Source organism: Streptomyces sp. 2323.1 (assembly GCF_900221035.1).
Classification (GTDB): Bacteria; Actinomycetota; Actinomycetes; order Streptomycetales; family Streptomycetaceae; genus Streptomyces; species Streptomyces sioyaensis.
Window position 1 is genome coordinate 6,397,538 of sequence record NZ_LT907981.1, and the last position, 26,714, is coordinate 6,424,251.

Consider the following 26,714-nt stretch of genomic DNA (forward strand, 5'->3'; position numbering starts at 1 on the left):
TCGCCATGCTCCTGGCAAAGGGTGTCCGCCTCCGGAATGCCGCGATCCGGCCACCGACCGGCCGTTCGGGAAGGTTTCGATCTCCGGCGATTGGCCGAAGAGGGGGGCCGGAGGGTCCCTCCGTGCGGCGCCGGGCGTCCGCCGAGGTAAGAAGCGGCCTGGCGCCGGTCGCCTTACCGGGCTGCGGGCGGCCCGTCGGCGCGCCTTCGCGGGGGTCCTACCGGCCTGCCAGCGGCCCGTCGCCGTACCGTCTCCCCGGGGGACTGCCGGCCCGCCCGTTCCGTGCCCGCCGGCCCGTCACCGCGCCGCTCTTCCGCCGTGCGGCCCGGCTTCCGTGCCTTCGCGGCAGGTTTCCGCGCCCCCGTCCGCCCGGGCTCCCCGGTCAGTTCCGGCAGCGGGCTCGGACGGCATGGGCGCTTCGGAGTTAGCGTGCGCGGACGCCTTGAGAACGGAGTTGGAACATGAACCGCTTTGACGGCCGCCGCGCCCTGATCACCGGAGCCGGCTCGGGCATCGGACAGGCCACCGTCCACCGGCTCCTCGCCGAGGGGGCCCGGGTGGTCGCGGCGGACATCGACGCGGAGGGGCTGCGGAGCACCGCCGGCCGCGCCGCCGAGGACGGGACGGCCGGGCGGCTGGAGACGAGGGAGCTGGACATCGCCGACGAGGCGGCGGTCCGCTCCGGCGTCGCCGCCGCGGTGGCCGGCCTCGGTGGTCTGGACGTCCTGGTCAACGCGGCCGGCATCCTGCGCTCCGCGCACACCCACGAGACCGGCCTGGATCTCTTCAACAAGATCATCTCGATCAATCTGACCGGTACGTTCCTGGTGACCCGTGAGGCGCTGCCCGCTCTCCTGGAGGGCAGCTCGCCGGTCGTGGTCAACTTCAGCTCCACGTCCGCCGCGTTCGCGCACCCGTACATGGCGGCCTACGCGGCGAGCAAGGGCGGCGTCCAGGCCATGACGCACGCCATCGCGAGCGAGTACAGCAAGCAGGGGCTGCGCGCGGTGTGCGTGGCGCCGGGGTCCATCGCCAGCGGGATGACCCACGGACGCGGACCGGGACTGCCCGAGGACGCCGATATGTCCTTGTTCGCCAAGCTCACCCCGGCGCTCGGCGAGGGCTTCGCGGGCCCGGAAACGGTCGCGGGCGTGATCGCGATGCTGGCCTCGCAGGACGGCGCGTTCATCACCGGCACGGAGATCCGGATCGACGGCGGCACGCATATGTGAGCCGGCCCCCGGCCGGCGGCCTCACGCCTGCGCGGTCTCGAAGCGGCTCACCTTGCCGTCCTCGACCGTGAACCGCCAGCGGGTCCGCATCTCGCCCCCGGTGTCGTTGCGGTGGTTCGCGACGAGGGACAGCCCCTGGTCCGATTCGGACTGCACGTCCAGGTGCCCTCGGGTGGCAAAGATCTCCCGGTCGCACCACTCCCGCAGGTCCCGGTCAAGGCCGTCGTCGGACATTGTGGCGCCGGTGGTCAGGGCGTCGTAGAACGCCTGCTCGTCATTGCTGTTGAGGGCCGTGACCAGGGCACGGACCGCGGGGTGGGACAGCCGGCCGGCGGAGATGGTCATGAGGGATCACGTCCTTCGCGCGCTTTTGCCCCCCATCTTCCGGTCGGCGGCGGAGCCGTGCAGAGCAGGTGGGGCCGATCGGCGGAGGCGGGAAGGTGATCTTCGGCTTCTCTTCGTACGAATGTTCGATGGACGGGTATGGTGGAGGAGAGGGACGGGGGACACAGGGTCGGTCGGGGCGGATGAGGTGCAGGAGGTGCGGATGCCAGGGTTCACGCATCTGCACACCGCTTCGGGGTTCTCCCTGCGCTACGGCGCCTCCCATCCGGAGCGTCTCGCCGAGCGCGCCGCCGAACGCGGGATGGACGCCCTCGCACTGACCGACCGGGACGGGCTCTCCGGGGCCGTACGGTTCGCCAAGGCCGCCGCCGAGGCCGGCATCCGCCCGCTGTTCGGCAGCGAACTCGCCGTGGCGGAGTGTGCGTCGGAACCCGCGGCCGGCAGCGCCACCGTGCGGCGGCGCACCCCGGTGCGCGGCGGCGCCTTCCTCGACGAGTCCGCCGCCCGCGCCGTCTTCCTGGCCCGCGACGGAGCGGCCGGCTGGGCCGCCCTGTGCCGGCTGGTCTCGGCCGCCCATGCGGGCGGGGCCGAACAGCCCGTCCTCCCGTGGAGCGCCCTGGCCTCCGCCGCGGACGGGCTGACCGTGCTGCTCGGACCGGACTCCGAGGTCGGCCGGGCGCTGGCCGCCGGCCGCCCGGACCGCGCCGCCCGGCTCGTCGCCCCCTGGCGGGAGCTGTACGGCGAGGGGCTGCGCCTGGAGGTCGTCGACCACGGGCGGTCCGGCAGCGGTCCCGGCTCGGCGCGGCTGGCCGCCCGCACCCTCGGCTTCGCCGTCGACCAGGGCATCCGCGCCGTCCTGACCAACGCGGTGCGCTATGCCGACCCAGGCCAGGGCCCGGTCGCCGATGTCCTGGACTCCGCCCGCCGTCTGGTGCCGGTGGACCGGCACCGGCCCGAGACCTGGGACGGCGGTGAGCGCTGGCTCAAAGACGCCGCCGCGATGCGGCACACCGCCGGACGGATCGCCGAGGCGGCCGGCTTCCGGCGCGACCTCGCCCACCGGCTGCTCGCCATGACCGAGGAGACCGCCGGCGAGTGCCTGGTCGACCCGCAGGACGACATCGGGCTCGGCCGTATCCACTTCCCCGAGCCGCGGCTGGTCGGCGCGGAACACCGCACCGCCGCCCGGGTGCTGCGCTCCCGCTGCGCCGCCGGGATGGTGCTGCGCGGCTACGACCGCGACCGGGTGCGCTGGGCGCGGCTGGCGGACGAGCTGCGCACGATCGAGCGGCTGGGCTACCCCTCGTACTTCCTGACGGTCGCTCAAGTCGTGGACGACATAAAGGAGATGGGTATCCGGGTCGCGGCCCGCGGGTCCGGCGCCGGGTCCCTGGTAAACCACCTCCTGGGCATCGCGCACGCCGACCCGGTCGCCCACGGGCTGCTGATGGAGCGCTTCCTGTCCGAACGGCGGGCGGCGCTGCCGGACATCGACATCGACGTGGAGTCCGCCCGCCGGCTGGAGGTCTACCGCGCGATCTTCGACCGCTTCGGCGCGGAGCGGGTCGCCACGGTCTCGATGCCCGAGACCTACCGGGTGCGGCACGCCGTACGCGACGTGGGCGCGGCGCTGGGCATGGACCCGGCGCAGGTGGACCGGCTGGCCAAGGCATTCCCGCACATCCGGGCCCGGGACGCGCGGGCGGCGCTGGCCGAGCTGCCGGAGCTGCGCGGGGTGCGGGAGGCCGGCGACGAGCGGCTGTGGCAGCTGGTCGAGGCGCTGGACGCGCTGCCGCGCGGGATCGCCATGCATCCGTGCGGGGTGCTGCTGTCCGACGCCACGCTGCTGGACCGTACGCCCGTCGTGCCCACCAGCGGCGAGGGCTTCGCGATGTCCCAGTTCGACAAGGACGACGTGGAGGAGATGGGGCTGCTCAAGCTCGATGTGCTGGGCGTGCGGATGCAGTCCGCGATGGCCCATGCGGTCACCGAGATCGGCCGGGCCACCGGGCGCCGGATCGACCTCGACGACCCCGCACAGGTGCCGCCCGGCGACGAGGCGACCTACGAGCTGATCCGTTCGACCGAGACGCTCGGCTGCTTCCAGATCGAGTCGCCGGGCCAGCGTGATCTGGTCGGCCGGCTGCAGCCCGCCACCTTCCACGATCTGGTCGTCGACATCTCCCTCTTCCGGCCGGGGCCGGTCGCCGCCGATATGGTGCGGCCCTTCATCGAGGCCCGGCACGGGCGCAAGGCGGTCCGCTATCCGCATCCTGACCTGGAGGAACCGCTGCGCGAGACCTACGGGGTGGTGGTTTTCCACGAGCAGATCATCGAGCTGCTGCGGATCATGACGGGCTGCTTCCGGGACGAGGCGGACGAGAAGCGGCGAGCCCTGTCGCACCCCGAACTGCAGGGCCGGGTCCGCGCGTGGTTCGCGCAGTGCGCCGAGCGGCGCGGGTACACACCCGACGTGATCGCGCGCACCTGGGAGATCGTCGAGGCCTTCGGCTCGTACGGCTTCTGCAAGGCGCATGCGGTGGCCTTCGCGGTCCCCACCTACCAGTCGGCCTGGCTCAAGGCGCACCACCCCGCGGCCTTCTACGCCGGGCTGCTCACCCATGACCCCGGGATGTACCCGAAGCGGCTGCTGCTCGCGGACGCCCGGCGGCGCGGGGTGCCGGTGCTGCCGTTGGATGTGAACCGTTCGGGCCTCGCTCATCGAATCGAACTGGTGTCTGGTGACGGGCCTCGTTCCGACGGCTCCGGGGGCCGTCCCGGCGCGGTCTGGGGGCTGCGGCTCGCGCTCTGCGATGTGCACGGCATGAGCGAGGCCGAGGCGCGGCGGATCGAAGCGGGGCAGCCCTACCACTCGCTCCAGGACCTGTGGCAGCGGGCCAGGCCGGGCCGCCCGGTGGCCGAACGCCTCGCCCGGGTGGGCGCGTTGGACGCCTTCGGTGCGAACCGGCGGGACCTGCTGCTGTACATCGCCGAGCTGCACCACCACGGGCGGCAGGCGTCCGGCGGCCAGTTGACGCTGCCGGGCCGGGCCCTCGACGGCGCGGAGCCGGGGGCGGCGGCCGATGCGGTCGAGCCGGCGGGGCTGCCCGACCTCAGCGAGGTCGAACGGCTCAGCGCCGAGCTGGGCGTCCTCGGCATGGACGCCTCCCGCCATCTGATGGCCGACCACCAGGAGTTCCTCGCGGAGCTGGGCGCGCTGCCGGCCCGGCTGCTGCGGGACGCCCGGAACGGCGAGACGGTACTGGTCGCCGGCGCCAAGGCGGCCACCCAGACGCCACCGATCCGTTCCGGCCGGCGGGTCATCTTCACCACCCTCGACGACAGCACGGGCCTGGTCGACTGCGCCTTCTTCGACGCTCCCCCGGGCCCTGGCGGCCCGGGAGGTACCCCCAGCCCTGTTCAGGCCTGTGCGCACACGATCTTCCACTCCTGGCTGCTGCTGGTGCGCGGTACGGTCCAGCGGCGCGGTCCGCGCAGCTTCAGCGTGGTCGGCGCCGCCGCCTGGAACCTCGCCGAACTGGCCGAACTGCGCCGCGAGGGCGGGCTGGAGGCGGTCACCGCCCGGCTCGCGACCGGGCCGGACGGGGGAGCTGCCGCGTCGGACACCGAGGCGGCCGGGGCGGACCGGGGGTCCGGCGAGGAGCCCGGGTCCGGCGAGGAGCCCGAGCCGGCCGGCGCCCCGGACCGCACCATCCGCCTGGAGACCGGCTACGAACTGCATCCGTGGGCCGACCTCCAGCCCCCGGGCGAACGCGCTGCCACCGGACGCAAGTTGTGGCACTCCAGCCCCGGGAGCGCGGGATGACCCCTGCCCCGAGGCCGCCCGCCGCGCCACCGGAGCCCCCCGGCGCCCCGCGGCAGCCGGGCATGCTCCACATCCGCTTCCGGGCCGCCGACGGCACCCCGCCGGGCGCCGGGTGCTTCGAGCAACTGCTGCGGCTGCTCGCCCAGTTCACCCCGGTGATCGAGGCGCTGCCGCCGGACGCCGCGCTGGCGGACGTCCGCGGTGCGCTGCGCTACTTCGACCGGGACGCGGCGGGCATCGCCGAACTGGTGCGGCTGCGCGCACTGGCCTGGCACGGCGTGCAGTGCACGATCGGGATCGGCGCCAACCCGCTGCTCGCCCGGATGGCGGCCCAAGGGGCGGGCCCGGGAGAGATCAGGGTCGTCCCCGATGACCCTGACGCCGTCGCCGCGTTCCTCGAACGCCGGCCGGCCTCGGCGCTGTCCGGCGTCGGCCCGGCGACCGCGCGCGCCCTGTGTGCGTACGGGCTCGACAGCGTCGGCCGGATCGCCGCCGCACCGCCCGCGACCCTGCAGCGGATCCTCGGCGCGAAAACCGGCCGGGTGGTGTACGAGCGGGCCCACGGCATCGATCCGACGCCGGTGACCCCCAACGCCGCGGCCCGCTCGATGGCGGCGGAACACCGCTTCGTCCACGACGAGCTGGACCCGGACCGCCGCCGCCGGGCGCTGCTCTCGCTCGCCGACGGCCTCGGGGCCCGGATGCGGGCGAGCGGGCAGGTGGCCCGTGCGCTCACCCTCACCGTCCGTTACGCCGACCGCTCCACCACCAGCCGCACCCGGCGGCTGGACGGGCCGACCGCGCACGGGCCCGCCCTGACCGAGGCGGCCTACGCCCTGCACGCCGCGCTCGGGCTGCAGCGGGCGCGGGTGCGGTCGGTGGCGCTGCGCGCGGAGGACCTGTGCCGCGCCGAACTCGCCGCCCGCCAGTTGACCTTCGACCCGGCCGACGACCGGGCACACCGTATCGAGGCCGCCGTCGACCGGGCCAGGGCCCGCTTCGGCACCGGGAGCGTACGGCCCGCGGCGACCCTCGGCGGAGCCGGCCGTACGCCGCCGCCCCCGCCGCCGCCGGGGACGAAGCCCCCCGGCCCCGGCGCCGCCCGGCCGTAACGTACCGGCCCCGGCGCCCCGATGCCCAGCCCGCTGCCCTCATGCCCAGCCCCGCTGCTCCGGCGCCCTGGCGCCCCTCACTGCCCCGGCGCTCAGCCTCGGCGCCCCGGCCCTTCGGCCGTACAGCCGATCCGGCCCCTCAGCCGTACAGCCGCTCCGCATACTGCGGGCCGTAGTGCTGCTCCAGCTGCTCCAGGGGCAGGTCCTGGGCCTCGATACCCTTGACCATCCGGGCCCGCGAGGGCAGCGCGTCCGGCTGCCAGGTCTCCGGCTTCCACAGCTCCGAGCGCAAAAACGCCTTGGAGCAGTGGTAGAAGACCTCCTCGACCTCCACCAGCAGCGCCAGCCGCGGGCGGTTGCCCTTGACGATCAGCTCGTCGAAGAACGGGGCATCGCGCAGCAGCCGGGCGCGGCCGTTGATCCGCAGGGTGTCGCCGCGCCCCGGAAGGACGTAGTCCAGCCCGACATGCGGATTGGCCAGGATGTTCACGAAGCCGTCCAGGCGCTTGTTGCCGGGGCGGTCCGGTATGACGAGGGTGGTGTCGTCCAGGACATGGGTGAAGCCCGCGGGGTCGCCCTTGGGCGAGACATCACAGCGGCCCTGCGCATCCGCGGTGGCCAGCATGCAGAACGGCGAGCGGGCCAGCCACTGGCGGTCGAGGTCGTGCAGCCGGTGCCGGACCTTGTGCGCGGCATGGGAGCTGGGCTCACCGATCAGCTCACGCAGCTCCGCCTCCGACGAGATCTCCACCAGGCCGGCCTCCGCCGCCGCCCCCGCCGTACCCACCGTTCCCGCTGTTCCCGACGTCTCCATCGGCGTCTCCCCTCGTTCCCCTGGTCAAGGCATCACCGAATGTACGGGATGCCACTGACAATCGACCGTGTACTCCCGTACGTATGCGGGCCCTTGGCTTCGGGAGCGTCAACCACCCCTAGAAGAACGTGAGTTGGGGTGACGGGGCAAGCCTCCCGGCAGCCGGGCAGGTGAAGCGTCCGTCGCGGCACGCCGCATGCAGCACGATCCGGCCGCCGTGCGCCCCGGACGTCCGGTGAGGGTTGTGTGGCGTTTCCTTCACCGTCACGCCGCTGGCACTTCCCGCTTACCCGGCCGTAACTTACTTGCGAGTCAACTGCGTTGGCCCTTGCGATCCGGATCGCAGGTGAACGGCTCACCGAGCACTTCGGAGTCCCCTCACCCCCGCAAGGAGCATCGTATGAAGCTGCGCTGGTCAAGATCGCTCACCTTCCTCTCCGCCCTCGCCCTGGCCTTCGGGGCCGCCACCGTTCCCGCCGCTGCCGACGCCCCCACCGTCAGCAGCGGCTGGAACAACTACTCCTGCAAGCCCTCCGCCGCCCACCCGCGGCCGGTGGTCCTGGTGCACGGCACCCTCGGCAACTCCATCGACAACTGGCTCGGGCTCGCGCCCTACTTGGTGGCGCGCGGTTACTGCGTCTTCTCCCTTGACTACGGTCAGCTGCCCGGCGTCCCGTTCTTCCACGGGCTGGGCCCGGTCGATGCGTCCGCCGGGCAGCTCGCCGCCTACGTCGACCGGGTGCTGGCCGCCACCGGGGCGCCGAAGGCCGACCTCGTCGGGCACTCGCAGGGCGGCATGATGGCGCGGGTGTACATGAAGTTCCACGGCGGCGCGGACAAGGTGAACGCGCTGGTCGGGCTGGCTCCCGACAACCACGGCACCGACCTGGACGGCCTGACCCACCTGCTGCCGTACTTCCCCGGCGCCAAGAAGTACCTCGACGAGATGACCCCGGGGCTGTCCGACCAGATCGTCGGCTCCGACATCCTGCGCCGCCTCAACGAGGGCGGCGACACCCTCCCCGGGGTGCACTACACCGTGATCGCCACCAGGTACGACGAGGTCGTCACGCCCTACCGGTCCGCGTTCCTCGACGGCCCCGATGTGCACAATGTCGTGCTCCAGGACCTGTGCGCGATCGACATCTCCGAGCATGTGGCCATCGGGCTCGCCGACCTCGCCGCCTTCCACGAGACGGCCAACGCGCTCGACCCGGCCCACGCCACCCCGACGACCTGCACGTCGGGCTGACCGGGAGCCCGGCCCGGCCCCCTGTCGGCGAGGGGACCGTGCCGGGCTCCGTACCGGGGGCGCCCGCTGCGGTCGGTCGCCGGCCGGCGGTCAGTCGTCGGCCAGCAGGGCGCCGGTGCACTGCTCGGCGAGGTCCTCGGCGTGTGCGGGCAGTGGGGACCCGCCGCGCAGATGGCGGCGTACCAGGGACAGCGGGAGATCGATGACCGCGAGTGTCACCCGGTCCAGGCCGGGACGGCCGTGGATCCCGAGCGCCCCCGCGAGCGCCGCCACGGCGGCCCGTACCCGCATGTTCCCGTCCTCGGCCCGCAGCAGCTGCTCGTCCGGCCAGTCGTCGTGGCCGAAGTCATGGGACCCGTACAGCAGCAGCGCGGCCTCCTGGGGATGGGCGCGGCTCCACGCCACGATGTGCCGGGCGGCGGCCCGGGCCCCGGTGCGCGGATCGTCCGACGACTCCAGGGCCTCGAAGTAGCCCTCCTGGAAGCCCTCGACGGTACGCAGCCACACCTCGGCGAGCAGCGCCGAGCGGCCGGGGAAGCGGTGGTAGAGCGAGCCGCTGGGCGCGCCGACGGCCGCCGCGACCGCGGACATGGTGACGCCCGAGGGCCCGGATTCGGCCGCCAGCCGTACGGCGGCGTCGAGCAGCTGCGGGGTGTCGAAACGGGGTGGCCTGGCCATGTTCTAGAGGGTACTCTCCACTATATTGGAGAGGCTCCTCCAAAACGGGGGTGCGGACCACGCGGGGAAGGGGCGCGATGGGCGTCTACAACGTGCACGAGCGGATGCTGCCGGTGCCCGGGGCCGAGGCCGGACTGCTGATCGACGGCCTGTCGGGGGACGGCGACCGGCTCTGGCCGCGCCACGACTGGCCCCCGATGCGCTTCGACGGCCCGCTGGCGCCGGGCGCGGCCGGCGGCCACGGCCCGGTCCGCTACACCGTGGCGGCCTACGTCCCGGGCCGGTGGGTGCGCTTCACCTTCAGTGGACCGCGCGGCTTCCACGGCTTCCACGAATACACCGTCCACCCGCTGGGGCCGGACCGCACCCTGCTGCGCCACACCCTCGCCATGCACGCCCGCGGCCCGGCCCGTTTCAGCTGGCCGCTGGCCTTCCGGCCGCTCCACGACGCGGCCCTGGAGGACAGCCTGGACCGTGCCGAAGAGGCCTGCACGGGCACCGTCGCCCGGCCCGCCCGCTGGAGCCGCTACGTCCGGCTGCTGCGGCGGCTCGTGCGCTGACCCGGCGCCCCGCTTCGGCGCGCCACCGGCCCGCAGTGACCGAGGCGGGATGCGGAGCCTGCATGCCCTACGAGGCCGGCAGCAGGCCGGCGCCGCCACCGTTCAACCGGGAGCTTGCGCACCCGCCGCACCACAGGGGAGTGCGGCGTGGCAACAGCTCCAAGACGGTGGCGGGGCCGGCGAACTGCCCCGTGCCCTGCGGCCGGGAGCGCTCAGGGGCCGGCGCCGCTTCCCATTCCTGGCGCCAACAGGGCGGCGCCGCCCCCGTCTTGACGGGCGGGGACGGCGCCGCTTACCGGACGGCCGGGCCGCCGGGGTCAGCCGCGGGACCGGGCGGCCCTGCGGCGGGCGGCGACCAGCACCCCGGCGCCCAGGGCCAGGACGGCGGCGCCGGAGACGGCCAGCGGGGCAGTGGAGGAGTCACCGCCGGTCTCCGCCAGCCGCCGGCCACCGGCCGGCTTGGCGCCGCCGTCGGGCCGTGGTGCGTTGCCGGTGGCGTCCGAACCCCCGCCCACCGCGGGGCTGTCGGCACTCGCCGCGCGCACGGTCCCCGGGTGGTCGCCCGCAGCCCGGTGGCCGTGGTGGCTCATGTCCATCGACGACTTCCCGGCACCCGCCGCGATCTGGGCGTCGCTCGGCGCGGACGCGGCGGGCGCGGACTTCGCGGTGGCGCCCGCGGACCGGTCGCCGGCCTTCCCGAAGACGACGTCCGAGCAGGTGTAGAACGCCTCCGGGCTGTCCGACCGCTGCCAGATGCTGTAGATCAGCTGGCGCCCGGACCGCGCCGGCACCTTCCCGTCGAAGACGTACTCGCCGTTGGTCAGCTTCGGGTCGGTGACCTTCGCGAACGGCCTCGACTCCAGGTCGGACCACTTCAGCGGCTTGGTCGGGTCATAGCTCTTCTTGGTGAGGTAGAGCTCGAAGGAGCCCTTGTGCGGAGCGGTGGCCTTGTAGTGGAACGTGTGCCGGCCGGCCCGCATGCGGGAGGACGGCCAGTCGGCGCGCGGGAGGTCCAGACCCTTGTACGTGGCGTCGCCGGCGCTGCACAGCTTGCCGTTCGGGATCTTCTGCTTCGACTTGCCGCCGGCGTTGCCGTCCCGCACGCCGTTCCAGTCGTAGAGCGCCTGGGTCCCACCGATCTGCACGGCGGCCTTGCACGCCGCGGACCGCGGGCTCTCCGGCCCCTCCGCGTAGCAGGCCGAGACCCGGCTGACCGGGTCCGTCATCGAACCGTGCGCGGCGGCCGGACTCGCGGTGAGCACGGTGAGCGCGAGCGGTGCGACACCGGCCAGCGCGATCCCGGTGGCCTTGCGACGAGCGGTCATCGTGGGGGTCTCCTTCATGAGGGGGCAGCCAACCGGGGCAGGGGAGGCACGGGCGGCACAGTGGTGGGGGGTCGGGATGCGGACGTCGGCACCGCCCCCGGTGTACGGCACCGACGCCCCGCAACGCCGCCTTGCGAGAAGCACGTTAGCCCCGCTGAACAGCGGGATTACGGCCCGAAGGGCGATGGTGAGGATCTTTAGGGTGTGCTTAAGGAGCCGCTAAGCGGGGCCACAGGCAGGCGGGGAGGAAACGGGCATCGCGCCCCCGGCCGACGGGCCTTGCCGTCCCCAAGGTGCGGGGCAACCACAGGGAGCTCCCCGGGCCACGGTCTACGCCCGGCACCCCGCCAAGGCGACTGGGGAGCCCGCCCCCACCTCAGTAGTCGTCCGCAGCGGGGAACGCGGACGGGTCGCCGAGGTCGGCGGCGAGTGTGCTCAGTTCGTTGGCCGCTGGGCTCACGGGGGCGGCGCGGAGCGACAGTTCGGCCCAGATGATCTTTCCCTCGGCGGTGTAGCGGGTGCCCCACCGCTGGGCGTACCGGGCGATGAGGAACAGCCCCCGGCCGCCCTCGTCGGTGGTCCGCGCATGGCGGAGGTGCGGTGAGGTGCTGCTGGCGTCGGACACCTCGCAGATCAGCGCCCGCGCCCGGATCATCCGCAGACCGATCGGCCCGGACGCGTGCCGGATGGCATTGGTGACCAGCTCGCTGACGATCAGTTCGGTGGAGAAGCCGAGGTCCGCCAGGTCCCACTCCGCCAGCCGGGCGGACGCCGCCCGGCGGGCCTCGCCGACCGCAGACGGATCGGCGGGGATCTCCCAAGTGGCCAGCTGGGTATGGGGCAGGGCCCGGGTGCGTGCCAGCAGCAGCGCCACATCGTCGACCGGCTGGGCGCCCGGCAGACCGCCGACCACCGTGTCGCAGAGGCTCTCCAGCGGCGCCTGCGGATCGGCCAGGGCGGTGCGCAGCCGGGCGATCCCCCCGTCGAGGTCGAGAGCCTTCCCCATCAGCAGCCCGTTGGTGTAGAGAGCCAGCAAGCTCCCCTCCGGCAAGGGCACTTCGACGGATTCGAAGGGCATCCCGCCCAGCCCCAGCGGCGGCCCGGTCGGCAGCTCCAGCAGCTCGGCGGCGCCGGCCGGGCTCACCAGCAGCGGCGCGGGGTGACCGGCGCGGGCCAGCGTGCAACTGCAGGCGACCGGGTCGTAGACCGCGTACAGACAGGTGGCGCCGACGACCCCGTTGTCGGCGGTGTCGGGGTTGGTGTCGTCGGCGACCCGGTTGACCATGTCGTCGAGGTGCGCCAGCACCTCTTCCGGGGACAGCGGCAGATCGGCGAGCGCCTGGACGGCGGCGCGCAGCCGGCCCATCGTGGCCGCGGCGTGCACCCCGTGGCCGACCACATCGCCGACCACCAGCGCGACCCGGGCTCCGGACAGCGGGATCACGTCGAACCAGTCGCCGCCGACGCCGCTGAGCGAGTCGGCCGGCAGATAGCGGTAGGCCGCGTCCACCGCGCACTGGTCGGGCAGATCGCGCGGCAGCAGGCTGTGCTGGAGGGTGAGGGCCGCGGTGTGCTCCCGGGTGTAGCGGCGGGCGTTGTCGATGGCCATCGCGGCGCGGGTGACGAATTCCTCGGCGAGCACCAGGTCGTCGGGCTGGAACGGTCCGGTGTGCTGCCAGCGGGCGAACGCGGCCGCGCCCAGGAAGACCCCCCGCGCCCGCAGCGGCACCACCATCAGCGAGTGGAAGCCGAGCCCCCGCAGATGCGCGGCGTGCACCGGGTCCTCGGCCGCCCACTCGCCGTCGGCGAGATCCAGCGTCTGCAGCAGGGTGGAGTTGCCCTCGGTGAGACTCAGCACCACGGGCGCCGACGGAGGGTAGGAGGCCCGGTCCCCGACGGCGACCACCGCCTCCGGGCAGCCCTCGCGTACGGACTGCTGTCCCGCGCGGCGCATGGTGAACAGCGCCGTGGCGTCGACCGGGCCGGCGCTCGGCTCCTCCCCGCTGAGCAGCGCATCGAGCAGGTCGACGGTGACGAAGTCGGCGAGATCGGGCACCGCCGCATCGGACAGCTCCTGCGCGGTGTGCCAGACGTCCAGCGAGCTGCCGATGCGTTCGGCGGCGCGGTTCAGCAGCGCCATCCGCTGGCGCGCCCGGTAACCCTCCGTGACATCGAGGACCATGTAGCAGACGCCGAGCACATGGCCGGCACCGTCCTCCAGGCGGAAGAACGACGTGGAGTAGGCGTGCTCCCGCTGCGGATCGGACTTCGGACGTCCCAGGTATTCGTAGCCGACCGAGGGGACGCCGGTGCGCAGCACGTGGCGCATCTCCGCCTCGATGGCCTCCACGGCCAGGCCCGGCTGTACTTCCCCCAGGCTCTTGCCGAGGCGGTCCTCACGCCGGACCCCGCCCATCCGCTCCAGGGCGTCGTTCATCCACACGAACCGCAGATCGGCGTTCACCATGGCCACACCGATCGGCGACATGCCCAAGATCCCCTCCAGGAACGACCGGCTCGCTCCCGACCAGGGCGTCTGTGCCATCTCGGCGGCGAGCACGAGCCGCGCGGAGCGCTTTTCGGCGTCCAGCACCGGCAGCACGCGGAATTCCAGGTCGAGGCGGTGCCCGTCCTTGTGCCGTATGGCCTCCAGCCCGCTCCAGCCGTCCGCCGCCGCCAGCCGGGCCTGCCACCTGGTGTCCTGCGCCGACCGGGGGTCCACCCCGGTGAAGAGGTCCGCCAGCGGCCTGCCGACGGCCTCGGACACCGCATAGCCGAGCAGCCGCTCCGCCCCCTCGGTCCAGCCCTGCGCCACCCCCGCGCGATCCGCCATCACCACGGCCGTCCGCGTGAGGTCGAAGACGCCGCCTCCGGAGAGACCGCTGCTCTGGGGCACGCTCATGTGACCGGTCCAATGCCGGTACCACCTGCGACGGACGCCCTGTTGCGGACGACATCGACGCACCGTACCGGCCTTTTCCACGGTACTCCCTCACCCCCGCCGGTGCCCTTCCCGGCGCCGCGCTCCGGCCCGCCCGGCCTGCCCGCGCACCGCGTCCGACCGGCGTTGTCAGTGGTCGCTGCCACCATCGGCACATGAGCACCGACGCACCTGCCGACCCGTCCCGCCGGCCCTTCGCCGGATCCGCCAACCCCCGTGCCGGCCGGGGGGAATCGCCCCTGCCGACCGCGGACGCCGCCTACTGGGAAGCGGCCGCCGCCTCGTTCGACGAGGAGCCCGACCACGGCCTGCGGGACCCCGCCGTCCGCGCCGCCTGGGCCGCCCGGCTGCGTGGCTGGCTGCCGTCCGGGCCCGCCGCCGTCCTCGATCTGGGCTGCGGGACGGGAAGCCTGGCCCTGCTCGCGGCCGAACAGGGGCATCGCGTCACGGGCATCGACCGCTCACCGCGCATGATCGCCCGGGCGCGCGCCAAGCTCGCCGGCCGGGAGGCCGCTTTCCTGGTCGGTGACGCCGCCGAACCGCCCGTGGGGGAGCGGCGGTTCGATGCCGTCCTGGTGCGTCATGTCCTGTGGGCGCTGCCCGACGCCCGGGCCGCGCTGCGCCGCTGGGCCGGTCTGCTCGCTCCCGGGGGCCGGCTGGTGCTGGTGGAGGGCCGCTGGGGCGAGGCCGAGCCCATAGGGGTGTCGGCCGCCGAACTCACCTCCCTCGTGGAGCCGTTGGCGGCGTGGACGCGGGTGGAGAGCCTGGTGGACGAGCCGGCGCTGTGGGGCAAGGAGGTGACCGATGAACGCTATGTGCTGCTCGCCGAAGTCCCGGGCCGGGGAAGCGCCGTGGCAGCGGCGGCCCCTCTCGCGTCGCCGAACGGGTGAGGATTCGGCCGCGGGCGGTTTCTCAGTCCCGCCGCAGCTCGCGTACGTAGCGCCACTCCCCGGCGCACGGCCGGTAGCCGAAGGCCTGGTTGACGGCGAGCATCGGGGCGTTGGCGGCGTCGTTGCCGGTGAACGCCTCGGTGTAGCCGGCGTCGCGGGCGCGGTGGAGGGAGGCGGTCTTGGCCAGCCGGGCCAGGCCCCGGCCGCGGAAGGCGCGGCGGGTGCCGGTCATCGCGGAGGAGTAGCGGGTGCGGCCGTCGGTGGCCGCCAGGGTGAAGGAGGCGATCTCGCCGTCGACCGTCACCACCGAGGTGAGGTCCAGGTCGAGATGGGGGTGCTCCCAGGTGCGCAGCAGCCAGTCCTCGTAGGCCAGGGCGTCGGCCGGGACATCGCCCGGCTCGTCCGCGGTGGCTTCGGCGTCCGCCTCGTACAGCCGGCGCGGGTCGGCCTCGAAGTCCGCGCCGGTGTGCAGCCGGACACCGGGCGGCAGGGCGGCGGGGAGCGGCGGCAGTGCGGCGGCCGTGAGAGCGAGCCGCAGGAAGCGGGCCTGCCGGGTGCGGCGGTAGCCGTGGCGTTCCGCGAAGGCCGGTGCGCCGGTCCCGTCCACCGCCCAGGCGTAGAGCCGGGCGGCGCCGGCCGCGGCGAGATGGTCCTCGGCCGCGGTCAGCAGGGCGTGGCCCACGCCGCGGCCGCGGTGGTCCGGGTGGACCTGAGGCGTGGCCGCGGCCTGGCCCGGAGCGCCGGCGTCATGCAGCAGCACGGCCCGGATCGCGCCGACGACCCTGCCGTCCAGCTCGGCGACGAACAGCCGCAGACGCTGCGCCGCGGGGGCCGTGGCGACCTCCCAGGCGATGCCCTGCGGGGTGGAGAGGAGAAAGGGCAGGGCGGCCCGTCGCAGCTCGGCGACGGCCTTGGCGTCGGAGGGGCGGAAGTCGCGCACGGTAGGCGTCATGACGGCGGAGAGTACGCGCCGGTGCGCTGGTGCGCCGCTGCTTTTCCGGCGGGCGGGGTGCGGTGTACGTCCGCTTTCCGCTCCGTGGCGTGCTTTCCGCCCCGCGGCGCGCGGATGGCTCGATCCGCGCGGCCCGTGCGCGGTTTGTGTGGCCCATACACCTATTCGCGCGTACGGTGCTGGCACGGGCCGCCGCCGGAGCGCGGCCGCCCGTCGCTGCCACGAAGGAGGGGCCGCCTCATGTGCGGAATCACCGGATGGATCTCCTACGACAACGACCTCACGACCCAGCGCCCCACGCTGGAGACGATGACCGACACCATGGCCTGCCGCGGGCCGGACGCGGCCGGTATCTGGCTCGACACCCATGCCGCGTTCGGCCACCGCCGGCTCGCCGTCATCGACATCGACGGCGGCACCCAGCCCATGACCGTGGACCACGACGGCCGCACCCTGGTCGTCACCACCTACAGCGGTGAGGTCTACAACTACCGCGAGCTGCGCGCCGAACTGACCGGGCTGGGCCACACCTTCCGCACCCACAGCGACACCGAAGTGGTGCTGCACGCCTACCTCGAGTGGGGCGAGGCCTGCGCCGAGCGCCTCAACGGCATGTACGCCTTCGCGCTCTGGGACCCACGCACCGAGGAATTACTGCTGATCCGCGACCGGATGGGCATCAAGCCGCTCTACTACCACCCCACCCCCGACGGAGTGCTGTTCGGCTCCGAGCCCAAGGCGATCCTCGCCCACCCCGCCGTACGGCCCACCGTCGACACCGAGGGCCTCGCCGAGCTGATCACCTTCACCAAGACCCCCGGCCACGCCGTCTACAAGGGCATGCACGAGGTGCGCCCCGGCCATATCGTCCGGGTCGGCCGCGCCGGGACGACCGTCACCCGCTACTGGGCCCTCGAGGCCCGCGACCACACCGACGGCCTCGACACCACCGTCGCGCACATCCGGGAACTCCTCGACGACATCGTGGCCCGCCAGCTGATCGCCGATGTGCCGCTGTGCACCCTGCTCTCCGGCGGCCTGGACTCCTCCGTCATCACCGCGCTCTCCGCCAAGGCGCTCGCGGAAGCGGGCAGCGGACCGGTCCGCTCGTTCGCCGTCGACTTCACCGGCTACACCGAGAACTTCACGCCCGACGCTCTGCGCGGCACCCCCGACGGGCCGTACGCCCACGCCCTGGCCGAGCACGTCCGCTCCGACCACCGCGACATCGTCCTGGACACCGCCGACCTGATGGACCCCGGCCACCGCGCCGCGGTGCTCGCCGCCCGCGATCTGCCCAACGGCTTCGGCGACGGCGACACCTCCCTCTACCTGCTGTTCCAGGCCGTCCGCGAACAGTCCACGGTCGCCCTGTCCGGCGAATCCGCGGACGAGGTCTTCGGCGGCTACAGCTGGTTCCACGACCCCGCGTCCGTCCACGCCGACAACTTCCCCTGGATAGCCGCCGGCCTCTCCGGCCGGTTCGCCGGCGGCAACGCCACCCGCGAGGCCCTGCTGGACAAGGGCCTGCTCGGCAAGCTCGACCTGCCCGGCTACGAGCAGCGCCGCTATCGCGAGGCGCTCGCCGAAGTGCCGTACCACGAGGGCGATACCGGCCATCAGCGCCGGATGCGCGAGATCAGCTATCTGCATCTGACCCGCTTCGTACAGATCCTGCTCGACCGCAAGGACCGGGCCAGCATGGCCGTCGGCCTGGAGGTCCGCGTCCCGTTCTGCGACCACCGCCTCGTCGACTACGTCTTCAACACCCCCTGGACGATGAAGACCTTCGACGGCCGGGAGAAGTCGCTGCTGCGCGCCGCCACCCGCGACGTGCTCCCCGCCCTGGTGGCCGACCGGGTCAAGAGCCCCTATCCCAGTACCCAGGACCCGCGCTACAACGAGGCGCTGCGCACCGAGCTGAAGGCGCTGTGCGCCGACCGCGACGCCCCCGTACGGCCGCTGCTGGACCCCGAGGCCACCGCCCAGGCCACCGCCGACGGGGCGAGCGACGACATCCGCCCGTGCGCCGAACTCGTCCTCGGCATGAACGCCTGGCTGCGGACGACCGGCACCACCCTCGCCCTGTGACCACCCCGCGGGATAGCACCTCCCGGCACGGCGGGCGCTCTTGGCGCACAATGGATGCGACAAACAAGCGCACCGGCGGTTCCGCGCACGGCACGTCTCCCGGTACGACCCCGGGCAGCCGCGTCGTCGCCCCAGCCGCCCCACCACCAGCAACAGGAGCGCCCCCGTGTCCCCGCAGACCTTGTCCCTCACCATCGATCCGGCGGCCTCCGCCGCGCCGTTCGAGCAGGTACGCACCCAGATCGCGGATCAGGCCCGGGACGGCGGCCTGCCGGTCGGCTACAAACTCCCCACCGTCCGCGGCCTGGCGGAGGACCTCGGGCTGGCCGCCAACACCGTCGCCAAGGCCTACCGCGCCCTGGAGACCGACGGGGTGATCGAGACCCGCGGCCGCAACGGCAGCTTCATCGCGGCGGCCGGCGAGGCCGCCGACAAGGAGGCCGCCGCGGCCGCCGAGACCTACGCCCGCCGCGCCCGGCGCCTCGGCCTGGACCACCGCGCCGCCCTCGCCGCCGTCGAGAACGCCCTGCGCGCCACCTACGACGCCGACGCCTGACCGCCCGGACCCCGCCGCCGCCCGAAAGGATCCGCATGCCCAGCCAGCAGGCGCTCGTCCGCCGCCCCGGCCCCCGCCTCGCCGAGGGCCTGGTCACCCATATCGACCGGCGCCCGGTCGACCCCGCGCTCGCCCTGCGCCAGTGGGAGACCTACGTACAGGTGCTGCGCGACCACGGCTGGCAGACCACCGAGGTCGCCCCCGCCGACGACTGCCCCGACGCGGTCTTCGTCGAGGACACCGTGGTCATGTTCCGCAATGTCGCACTCCTCGCCCGCCCCGGCGCCGGCGTCCGCCGCCCCGAGGTGCCCGCCGCCCGCGCGGCGGCCGAGGCACTCGGCTGCTCCGTCAACGAGATCCGGGCCCCCGCCACCCTGGACGGCGGCGACGTCCTCAAGGTCGGCGACACCGTCTACGTCGGCCGCGGCGGCCGTACCAACGGCGAGGGGATACGCCAACTCCGCGCCGCCTTCGAACCGTTGGGCGCCCGCGTGGTCGCCGTACCGGTGAGCCGCGTACTGCACCTCAAATCCGCGGTCACCGCCCTCCCGGACGGCACCGTCATCGGCTACCCGCCACTGGTCGACGACCCCGCCCTGTTCCCCCGCTTCCTGCCCGTCCCCGAGGAATCCGGCGCCCACGTCGTCCTGCTCGGCGGCGGCAAGCTGCTGATGGCCGCCGGCGCCCCGAAGAGCGCGGAGCTCCTCACCGACCTCGGATATCAACCGGTCGTCGTGGACATCGGCGAATTCGAGAAGCTGGAGGGCTGCGTGACCTGCCTCTCGGTACGGCTGCGCGAGCTGTATACATGAGGGGGCATCACCCCGCGGCGCCTCGTGCGCCTGCCCGGACCGCACCCCCGACCGCGCCTATCGTGACGCCATGAGCAACCTCGACCTCAGACCCGCGCCCAGCCTGTGCGGCGGCACCGCCCGTACGGGCCCGGTACGCGACGTCCAGCCCGGCAAGCAGGTGCCGCTCGGCGAGAGCACCGTCGTCCGCAGACTGCTGCCGAACTTCGGCCGGCGGATGGTCGGCGCCTGGTGCTTCGTCGACCACTACGGCCCCGACGACATCGTCGGCGAGCCCGGTATGCAGGTGCCGCCGCATCCGCACATGGGTCTGCAGACCGTCAGCTGGCTGCGCCAGGGCGAGGTACTGCACCGCGACAGCCTCGGCAGCCTGCAGACCGTCCGCCCCCGGGAACTGGGCCTGATGACCTCGGGCCGGGCCATCGCCCACTCCGAGGGGTCCCCGCACGGCCACGGCCCCTTCCTGCACGGCGCCCAGCTGTGGGTCGCCCTCCCCGGCGAACACCGCGACACGGCCCCCGCCTTCGAGCACCACACCGACCTGCCGGTGATCGACGGCGGTGGGCTGTCCGCCACCGTCCTCCTCGGCGAACTGGACGGCGCCACCTCGCCCGGCACCACGTACTCCCCGCTGGTCGGCGCCGACCTCACACTCGCCGCCGGCACGGACACCCGGCTGCCCGTCGACCCCGACTTCGAGTACGCGGCGCTGACCATCGCCGGCGAGAGCGAGGTCGACGGCGTCCGCCTGGGCCCCGGCGCCCTCCTCTACCTCGGCTGCGGCCGCAGCGAGTTGCCGCTGCGCTCCGACGCCGACAGCAGCCTGATGCTGCTCGGCGGCGAACCGTTCGAGGAGCAGATCGTGATGTGGTGGAACTTCGTCGGCCGGTCGCAGGAGGACATCGAAGAGGCCCGGTCGGACTGGATGTCCGGCTCCCGCTTCGGCGAGGTGACGGGCTACGACGGCGACCGGCTGCCGGCTCCCGCACTGCCGCCGGTGCCGCTGAAACCTCGGGGTCGGGCGCGCTGACGCGCATTCGCCAACGCGGGGGCCACCAGGTTGATACAGCATTCCGCCATCCCCTTCGACCGCAGCGGCCCCACGGAATCCATCGAGTCCACCAGGAGCACGTCGGTGCGGGGGATATCGGCGTAGCCGGGGATGCGGTAGTTGCGGACCACCGACCAATTGGCTCAGCGCATTCGTCGAATGCCACCGGGTCACCAAGCGCTGGTCGCTACGACCACGGGGGACGGCACAACCGATTGCCGGAGCGGCGCCTCAGATCGGGTCGTCCATCGAAAGGCGCCGCACACCGGGAAGGTGTTCGTCGAGTTCGCCGGGTTCGAACCGGCACATGCCCACCACATGCCAGAACTCGCCCGCGATGTCACCCTCGTACTTGTAGCCGCCCGACGGAGTCAGCGCGGCCCAGCCTCCCGGCACGCCGATCAGCGTGGCCCGCGGGGTCGGCTCGCCGTCGGCCGGGACGTTCCAGAGCCGGACCGTGCCGTCCTCACCGCCGCTGGCCAGCAGCGAGCCGTCCGGGCTGAAGGCCACGGTGAGGATGCGGCTGGTGTGGCCGGTCAGCCGGGCCGTCTCACGTCCGTCCAGCGGGTTCCAGAGGCGTACGACACGGTCGTCGCCCGCCGTGGCCAGCAGCGGCCGGCTCGGGTGGGCGGCGGCGGTCCACAGGCGGCCGACGTGTCCCCGGAGCCGGTGCTGGAGCTCGCCGTCCCGCCAGATGATGGCCTCGCCGTCCCACGACGCACTCGCCAGCCACGCGTCTCCGGGCCCGTACGCCACCGCATACACCCGCGAGGTGTGGCCCGCGAGTTCGGCGAGGAGGCGGCCGTCCGCGAGGTCCCACAGCCGTACGAACCGGTCGTCGCAGCCGGTGGCCAGGCCCGCCCCGTCCGCGCTGAACGCGATCGACCGCACCCGGCCCCGGTGGTCGGCGAGCGTGGTCACGCGGGCCCCTGTACTGCGGTACCACAGCGCTACGGTGTCGTCGTCGTTCGCGGTGGCGAGGATCCTGCCGTCGCTGCTGAACGCCTCGGCCCACACATGGTCGGTCTCGGCGTCGATCTCGCGCTGGTACTCACCGGTGAGGGCGTCCCAGAGGTAGACGTCGCCATCGCTGCTGGCGGTGGCGAGTTGGCGCCTCCCGGGGACGAACAGCACCGAGATCAGGCGGTCGTGGTCGCCGGCGAACTCTCGTATCCGGCGGCCGGTCGCGGACTCCCACACCCGGGCCACGCCGTCGTTGCCGCACGCCGCCAAGTGCGCCCCATCGGGGCTGAACGCCAGGCTCGCGACGCGCCGTCCGTGGCCGCGGAGGATCCGCCTGCCCTGGCCGGTGGAGGTGTCCCACAGCCGCACCAGGCCCTCGTTGCCGATGGTCACCAGCATCGGGTCGGTCTCCCGGGCGCCGAAACGGCTCCGCGGCCGGAACCGGCAGGCCCAGACCGACCCCTGATGGTCCGCTGGCTGCTGCCGCAGCGGTGCCACCGTCCAGCCAGCGGACCCCTGCGCCACCCGCCACAGGCGGACCGAACCGTCGCTGCCGCCCGCGGCCAGCATGGTCCCCTCGGGGTCGAACACCACCTGGTAGACGGCACCGCCGCCATCCGACGGCGTCCCGGCGGGAGTTCCGTTCACCGGGTCCCACAGCCGTACCTGTCCGGTGGTGTCGCCGCTGGCGAGCAGCCTGCCGCCCGGGTGGAAGTCGAGGGTGTAGACACGCCCCGCGTGGCCGGTGAACTCGTGCCGCAGCCGCAGTCCGGCCACCTCCCAGACACGGACCGTGCCGCGCTCGTCCTCGCCCATGTCACCGGTGGCGAGGAGGGTGCCGTCCGGACTGAACCGCGCACGGTACGCCGGTCCCCGATGGTCTTCGAGTTCGCCCAGGAGCCGGCCGGACCCGGTGTCCCACAGGCGTACGGACCCGGCCGCGTCGCCGGTGACCAGGGTGCGGCCGTCGGGGCTGAACACCGCGGTGTAGACGGGCGCGGTGTGGCCGTACAGCCGGTGCAACGGCGTCCCGGTCGCCACCTCCCACACGATGACGGTGCCCTCCGAGTCGCCGGTCGCCAGCCGCGCCCCGGCCTCGTCCAGGGACACCGGCCACACCCCGTCCGGGTGCACCTCCAGCTGATGGAGGCAGGTGCCGGCGACCGGGTCCCACAGTCGGACGGTGCCGTCCGCGCCGCCGGTGGCGAGCACCCGGTCGCGGAACTTCACCGCGTAGACCCGGCCGGTGTGCCCCTGGAGCGTGCGTACCGCGGTACCGGTGGCGGCGTCGCACACCAGCACGCCGCCGTCCTCGCTGCCCACGGCGAGGAGTTCGCCGTCGGGGCTGTAGGAGACCGGCTCGGGAAGTCGGCTGGTGCGCATGTCGAAGCCGTACGGCACGCCGACCGCGGACGGCCGGAAGCCGGACTCGACGGGCATGCCGGGGGCGACCGCCGCCGCCCGCAGCTCCGGTGTGTTCAGCGTGGCCTCGTCGGCGACCGCATTGATCAGGGCGGCCCGGTGCCAGTGGCTGCCGGCGACCCGGGCGCCGCGCAGGTCGGCGCGGAGCAGCCGGGCCATCCGCAGATCGGCGCCGCGCAGGTCGGCGCCGGTGAGCTTCGCCTCGTCGAGACGGGCCCCGGCCAGGCAGGTGTCGCGCAGGACGGCACCGGAGAAGTCCGCGCCGACCAGGCCGGCGTCGGTGAGGTCGGCACGGGTGAGGTCGACGCCGGAGAAGTCGCGGTAGGAGAGGTCCTCCCCGGCCAGGACGGCGCCCCGCAGATCCGTGTGGGCCGGCACCCGGAGCCGGCTGAGGACCTTGACCGCGTTCGCCCGGGCGACCTCGTCGCTCTCCCGAGAGCTGCTCTGCGCGCGGCCCGCCTCGTCGGCACCGTCGGCCAGGACGCGTTCGGCCCACTGCTGGCAGGTGCGGTGGTCGGCGAGGTCGCACAGGAACTCCACCGCCAGCTGGCTCAGCGGGCGGCGGGCCAGCAGACCGCTGTCCTCGGGGCCCGAGTCGTTCCCCAGCTGGGCGGCGGCCTCCCGGGCCACCAGCCACTCGACCACGGAGCCGTGGATGAACTGGAACAGGCCGTCGTCGGTACGCAGCAGCAGACTGCCCGACCCGACGGCGTGCGCGGCCTGCGGCACGGACAGCCTGCTGTCGGCGAGGCCGGTCAGCACCTCGCCCACGTCGTTGAGTTCGTCCAGCCGCAGCGCGCTGCGGCCGCTCTCCCACAGGCGCAGCGCAAGGGTCGTCACGCCCCGCCAGAGCTGACGCTCGCTCAGCCCGGGGGTGCTGCCGGGGCCGCCCTGGCCACGGCGCTCCTCGTACTGCAGCCAGGAGGTGAACACCTCCTCGTACAGCCCCGCGGGGCTCAGCGCCCGGCCGGCGCCCGCGACGGCGCGCAGCCGCTCGTGGTCGAGGTCGGCGACGAAGCTGAGCAGGCGCGGGTTGCGGCACATCGCGAGCAGGTCGGGGATGCCTTCGAGCAGCCGGAGCCGGCGGTCGGCGGCGTGCTCGTCGCCGTAGCGGTTCACCAGATAGGTGCGGATCTGCTGCGGTGAGAACTCCTGGACGGCCAGGACCCGGCGCTGCGGCAGCAGCCCGACGCGTTCCCCGAGCGCGGTCAGCACCTGGGCCTGCGACCGGAAGTGCTGGGTGCGGCTGCTGACCACGATCTTGGCGTTGTCCACCGCGGCGTCGAGCAGCATCTGCAGGTGGTCGGCGGCGCGTTCGTAGCTGACCTGGTTGACCAGTTCGTCGAAGCCGTCGAAGAGCAGGACGATGCGGCCCTGGCGGAGCATGTACCGGAAGGCCCGCAGATCGATGGTGTCGACGCCGTGGCTCGCCAGATGGGCCGCCACCAGGCCGTCGATGGTGTGGGCCTTGTCGAGGGTGCTCAGCTCGATCAGCAGCGGGACGGTCTGGGGGAGTTCCTCGGGGAGGCGGCGGGCCAGCTCGCGCAGGGCGAAGGTCTTGCCGTGGCCGAAGTCGCCGAGGAGCAGGACGAATCGGCCGTGGTCGGCGTCGAGCAGCCGCAGCATGTCCTGGACGAGCCCGTCGCGCTCCGCTCCGCCGGGCCGCTCGACCTCGCGGTAGCGCTGCGGCAGATAGAGGCTCGGGTGGTACTGGAGATCGGTACTGAGCCGCTCGGTCTGGCGGGTCACATAGCCGCGCAGATCCAGCAGCCCCTGGAACTCGGTGAAGCTGCGCACCCGGACGCCGCGGCGGCGGGCCCGTTCCCGCAGCTCCGGCGCGGGCGGCGGGCCGTCGTGGACGAGCTCGGCGTCGGGCACCGACTCGGACGCATGGATGTGGTCGAGGAAGCGGTCGACGAACTCCGGCTGCGGGGTACCGGCACAGACCGCCACCCGCTGCTGCCGGACGAACCCGGATTCCGTCCAGGTGACGAGCAGTTGCGGCACGTCGCCGGGCACCCGCCGGAGCTGGGCCCCCTCGTGGCGGGTACGGCAGACCTCGGTGACCCGGGCGATCAGGGTGTCGAGCGGGTCCTCGACGGTACGGCAGTCCTCCGGCGCGGGCGCCGCGGAACCGGCGTCGGCCGCCAGCGCCGCGTCCGTGCCGCCGGACGCCTCGCCACCCGGGGCGTTCGACGCCTCCTGGCCGCCGAAGACGCGCCGGCCGCCGGGCCATGCGGTCGCGAAGCGCCGCGGTTGTCCGTCGGACCGCTCCGGCCAGCGGGTGACGCCGTCGTCGGTGATCCGGAGCAGTTGGTGCCGGGCCGGGGCGGCGGAACCGAAGACCGGCAGCTCGCCGGCGGCGAGGGGGAGCGCGGCGGCGGTGGGCGCGGCCGACGCGGCCCGGGGGTTGCCGGCGGGCCCGTGCAGCAGGAGGTGCAGCCGCGGCCCGGTGAGCCGGGCGAGGACGTCGCTGTCGCGTACCGGTGCGGCGCCGGATGCGGTGTCAGGACCGGCCCCGCGGCGCGGGCTCCGGTCCGGATCCGCTGCCGGCCCGTCGTCGGAGGTGAGCGGCCGGTCCGCCCCCACCGGGTGCCGCAGGGCACCGATCCGCAGCCACCCCTCCTGCTCGTACGGGCGCAGCGCCTGGGCGAACCAGGCGGCCTGCTCCGGCCCGAGCAGGCCGTACTGGTCGTCGGGGCGGTGGCTGTACGCCATCGAGGAGTTGAGCCCGGCGACGACCGTTCGCAGGTCGGGGATGGGGAACAGGCTCCAGGGCTGGTCGCCGTCGAAGACGACGTCGAGCCCTTGGTAGAGCTCCTGGAACAGCCGGTGGTAGTGCCGCCACTTGGGCCAGTAGGGCGGCCTGGGCTGCATCTCGTCGGCTTCGCAGGTGCTGAAGTACGCACGGCAGGCGGCCTGGCTGACGTCCTGCCCGCCGGGTACGACGGCGAGCCGGTCGGGGTCGAGGCCGAGCCGCGACCGCAGACCGGTCAGGAAACTGAGGGCCTGTTCGCACTCCCGTGGACTGCCGGACGCCGTGAGGTCGCCGGTGACGACGAGGAGGTCGGGGTCGGGCGCCCCGGCATCGGCGAGTTCGACGAGGTCGCCCCAGATGGCCGCCTGCAGCGCTGCCGGTTCGGCGCCGCGGCCGAAGCACGGCCCGGCGAGGTGCAGCACCGAGACGGCTTCTCTGGACGGGCTCGACTCCGCGGCCTGCGGGTAGCGCGGCGGGACCGCCGGCCGCCGGCGCCCTGCCCAGCCCGGCCGGCCGAGCGGCCGGTCCGGAGAGGGCCCGGCCGGCCGCGGGATGCTCGGTACGGCGGTGGGGGCACCGGGCGGTCCGCCGGGGAAGCCGGGGCGCGCGGTGGGCCGGGCCCGGCCCTCCAGCGCCTGGCCGACGCGGGTGAGCAGCAGGTCGCGGGCGGCCGTGGTGTCACTGACCCCCACCAGATCGACATAGGTGATGGTGGCGAGCAGCCCCTCGACCGGAATGTCCTCGGTGCGGACGGTGATCAGCCTGCGCTCCGGGGCGTCGGGGTCGGCACGTAAGGCGGCCTGCCACTCCATCCGCCCGTACCGGGAGCGCTCGTAGTTCCGGGAGAGGACGGCGATGACGGCGGCGGACTCGCTGACGCCGCGGTCCATGAAGTCGACGAAATTCGTGCCGGCCACGAAATCCCAGGCCTGCAGGACGGTGCGGTAACCGGCCTCCTCCAGCGTCCAGGCGATCCAGGAAGCCCATCGTTCGTCGGCTGGTGAATAGCTGATGAAGAAGTCCAACAGCTGTGTTTCCCCCGTAAGTTCCTGACGCCCGACCATGACGCCATCCTAGGGAGCCGATCGTTGGCGGACACCGTGTTCGCACAAATGGTGTGCCATGCTTTGCGGG

At 73.7% G+C, this 26,714-nt stretch carries 17 protein-coding genes; 10 read left to right on the forward strand and 7 right to left on the reverse strand.

Annotated features, from left to right (window positions below):
* Nucleotides 1-461: 461 nt before the first annotated feature.
* Nucleotides 462-1,232, forward strand: coding sequence for an SDR family NAD(P)-dependent oxidoreductase (locus tag CPH93_RS27575; RefSeq protein WP_096214368.1), 771 nt, complete (start codon nucleotides 462-464; stop codon nucleotides 1,230-1,232).
* A 21-nt stretch (nucleotides 1,233-1,253) separates the two neighbouring features.
* Here the strand turns inward: CPH93_RS27575 and CPH93_RS27580 are convergent, their stop codons facing one another.
* The gene (locus tag CPH93_RS27580; protein WP_096214369.1) at nucleotides 1,254-1,577 is read right to left on the reverse strand and encodes a hypothetical protein; all 324 of its coding nucleotides are present in this window, start codon (nucleotides 1,575-1,577) and stop codon (nucleotides 1,254-1,256) included.
* 202 nt (nucleotides 1,578-1,779) lie between these two features.
* On the opposite strand from CPH93_RS27580, the gene CPH93_RS27585 reads away from it, so the two are divergent.
* Together CPH93_RS27585 and CPH93_RS27590 are read left to right on the forward strand one after the other, a co-directional pair.
* A complete protein-coding gene (locus CPH93_RS27585) occupies nucleotides 1,780-5,403 on the forward strand; it encodes a DNA polymerase III subunit alpha (RefSeq protein ID WP_096214370.1) in 3,624 nt (1,207 codons plus the stop codon).
* Nucleotides 5,400-6,515, forward strand: coding sequence for a DNA polymerase Y family protein (locus CPH93_RS27590; protein WP_093488516.1), 1,116 nt, complete (start codon nucleotides 5,400-5,402; stop codon nucleotides 6,513-6,515). The genes CPH93_RS27585 and CPH93_RS27590 overlap by 4 nt, the downstream gene beginning before the upstream one ends.
* Before the next feature lie 139 nt (nucleotides 6,516-6,654).
* On the opposite strand, the gene CPH93_RS27595 is transcribed toward CPH93_RS27590, so the two are convergent.
* On the reverse strand, nucleotides 6,655-7,329 hold the full coding sequence (locus CPH93_RS27595) for a pyridoxamine 5'-phosphate oxidase family protein (RefSeq protein WP_231976975.1): 675 nt from the start codon (nucleotides 7,327-7,329) through the stop codon (nucleotides 6,655-6,657).
* A gap of 400 nt (nucleotides 7,330-7,729) precedes the next feature.
* Here CPH93_RS27595 and CPH93_RS27600 point away from each other — a divergent pair, with 400 nt between their 5' ends.
* Nucleotides 7,730-8,581: an esterase/lipase family protein gene (locus CPH93_RS27600; RefSeq protein ID WP_096214371.1), complete on the forward strand. Its 852-nt coding sequence runs from the start codon at nucleotides 7,730-7,732 to the stop codon at nucleotides 8,579-8,581.
* Nucleotides 8,582-8,671: 90 nt separating this feature from the next.
* Here the strand turns inward: CPH93_RS27600 and CPH93_RS27605 are convergent, their stop codons facing one another.
* Nucleotides 8,672-9,259 carry a TetR/AcrR family transcriptional regulator gene (locus tag CPH93_RS27605; protein WP_093482438.1) on the reverse strand — a complete coding sequence of 196 codons (588 nt, stop codon included), beginning with the start codon at nucleotides 9,257-9,259 and terminating at the stop codon, nucleotides 8,672-8,674.
* 77 nt (nucleotides 9,260-9,336) lie between these two features.
* On the opposite strand from CPH93_RS27605, the gene CPH93_RS27610 reads away from it, so the two are divergent.
* Nucleotides 9,337-9,819, forward strand: a complete 483-nt coding sequence (locus CPH93_RS27610; protein ID WP_096214372.1) for an SRPBCC family protein — start codon at nucleotides 9,337-9,339, stop codon at nucleotides 9,817-9,819.
* Between the two features lie 317 nt (nucleotides 9,820-10,136).
* On the opposite strand, the gene CPH93_RS27615 is transcribed toward CPH93_RS27610, so the two are convergent.
* The gene (locus CPH93_RS27615) at nucleotides 10,137-11,144 is read right to left on the reverse strand and encodes a lytic polysaccharide monooxygenase (RefSeq protein ID WP_096214373.1); all 1,008 of its coding nucleotides are present in this window, start codon (nucleotides 11,142-11,144) and stop codon (nucleotides 10,137-10,139) included.
* Between the two features lie 376 nt (nucleotides 11,145-11,520).
* A complete protein-coding gene (locus tag CPH93_RS27620) occupies nucleotides 11,521-14,046 on the reverse strand; it encodes a SpoIIE family protein phosphatase (protein ID WP_096214374.1) in 2,526 nt (841 codons plus the stop codon).
* Nucleotides 14,047-14,240: 194 nt separating this feature from the next.
* On the opposite strand from CPH93_RS27620, the gene CPH93_RS27625 reads away from it, so the two are divergent.
* Nucleotides 14,241-14,975: a class I SAM-dependent methyltransferase gene (locus CPH93_RS27625; RefSeq protein ID WP_096214375.1), complete on the forward strand. Its 735-nt coding sequence runs from the start codon at nucleotides 14,241-14,243 to the stop codon at nucleotides 14,973-14,975.
* A 22-nt stretch (nucleotides 14,976-14,997) separates the two neighbouring features.
* Here CPH93_RS27625 and CPH93_RS27630 read toward each other — a convergent pair whose 3' ends face one another.
* A complete protein-coding gene (locus CPH93_RS27630) occupies nucleotides 14,998-15,927 on the reverse strand; it encodes a GNAT family N-acetyltransferase (RefSeq protein WP_096214376.1) in 930 nt (309 codons plus the stop codon).
* A gap of 240 nt (nucleotides 15,928-16,167) precedes the next feature.
* Here CPH93_RS27630 and asnB point away from each other — a divergent pair, with 240 nt between their 5' ends.
* The 4 genes from asnB (at nucleotide 16,168) to CPH93_RS27650 (ending at nucleotide 20,416) form a co-directional block, all read left to right on the forward strand.
* Complete coding sequence (asnB, locus tag CPH93_RS27635) at nucleotides 16,168-18,018, forward strand: asparagine synthase (glutamine-hydrolyzing) (protein WP_096214377.1); 1,851 nt, start codon at nucleotides 16,168-16,170, stop codon at nucleotides 18,016-18,018.
* Nucleotides 18,019-18,184: 166 nt separating this feature from the next.
* The gene (locus tag CPH93_RS27640) at nucleotides 18,185-18,574 is read left to right on the forward strand and encodes a GntR family transcriptional regulator (RefSeq protein ID WP_096214378.1); all 390 of its coding nucleotides are present in this window, start codon (nucleotides 18,185-18,187) and stop codon (nucleotides 18,572-18,574) included.
* 35 nt (nucleotides 18,575-18,609) lie between these two features.
* Nucleotides 18,610-19,386 (forward strand): dimethylargininase, encoded by a 777-nt coding sequence (gene ddaH / locus CPH93_RS27645; protein WP_096214379.1) that lies wholly within the window; start codon nucleotides 18,610-18,612, stop codon nucleotides 19,384-19,386.
* A gap of 70 nt (nucleotides 19,387-19,456) precedes the next feature.
* Entirely contained in the window at nucleotides 19,457-20,416 is a 960-nt protein-coding gene (locus CPH93_RS27650; RefSeq protein ID WP_096214380.1) for a pirin family protein, read from the forward strand.
* Nucleotides 20,417-20,668: 252 nt separating this feature from the next.
* On the opposite strand, the gene CPH93_RS27660 is transcribed toward CPH93_RS27650, so the two are convergent.
* Nucleotides 20,669-26,644 carry a TIR domain-containing protein gene (locus CPH93_RS27660; protein WP_096214382.1) on the reverse strand — a complete coding sequence of 1,992 codons (5,976 nt, stop codon included), beginning with the start codon at nucleotides 26,642-26,644 and terminating at the stop codon, nucleotides 20,669-20,671.
* Nucleotides 26,645-26,714 lie beyond the last annotated feature (70 nt).